The 501-nt window shown below is 62.3% G+C and carries 2 protein-coding genes; both read left to right on the top strand.

Translation table 11 applies throughout. From position 1 onward, the window contains the following. A partial coding sequence (locus AB4Z35_RS30290) for a fimbrial protein (protein WP_442101199.1) occupies positions 1–190 on the top strand: 190 nt, incomplete at its 5' end. Between the two features lie 62 nt (positions 191–252). Further along, positions 253–501, top strand: a 249-nt coding sequence (locus AB4Z35_RS30285) for a fimbrial biogenesis chaperone (protein ID WP_442101198.1), incomplete at its 3' end; no start/stop codon positions are given.

Here is a 501-nt window from a genome sequence, read left to right as displayed (position 1 = left end):
GCAGTTGCTCGATCACGACGGCGCGGTGCTGCGTCTGGGCGACAGCGGCAAGCCCATTCAGGTCGCGCGGACGGCCGCAGACGCCGTCGGTACCGCAACGCTGCACTACGGCGGCCGCTACTACGCGACCGGTGCAACGTCTGCGGGCATGGTTTCGACCACTGCGAACTTTACCATGGCTTACAACTAAGGCATGCGGCAGATTGGCTGGCCCGCTCGCGGGGCAGCCGCTCAAGCGCGTGGAGATCAATGATGCATGTCTGGCGATGGCTCTCCTTCCTGATTGCGGCCACAGTGGGACTGGTGTCGATACCGGCCCAAGCCGCGATTGTCATTACCGGTACCCGGGTGATCTACCCGGAAAAGAGTCGCCAAGTCTCCGTGCGGCTCAACAATGTCGAGGACACGCCGGTACTGGTGCAGGCATGGATCGACGATGGCGATACGTCCGTTCCAGTTGAGAAGCTCGACGTACCGTTCATCATCACGCCGCCGGTATTC

The sequence above is a fragment of the Pseudomonas sp. KB_15 genome (assembly GCF_052114525.1).
Taxonomy (GTDB): Bacteria; Pseudomonadota; Gammaproteobacteria; order Pseudomonadales; family Pseudomonadaceae; genus Aquipseudomonas.
The sequence above is the reverse complement of the archived record's forward strand: the minus strand, read 5'-3'. Positions and strand labels throughout refer to the sequence as shown.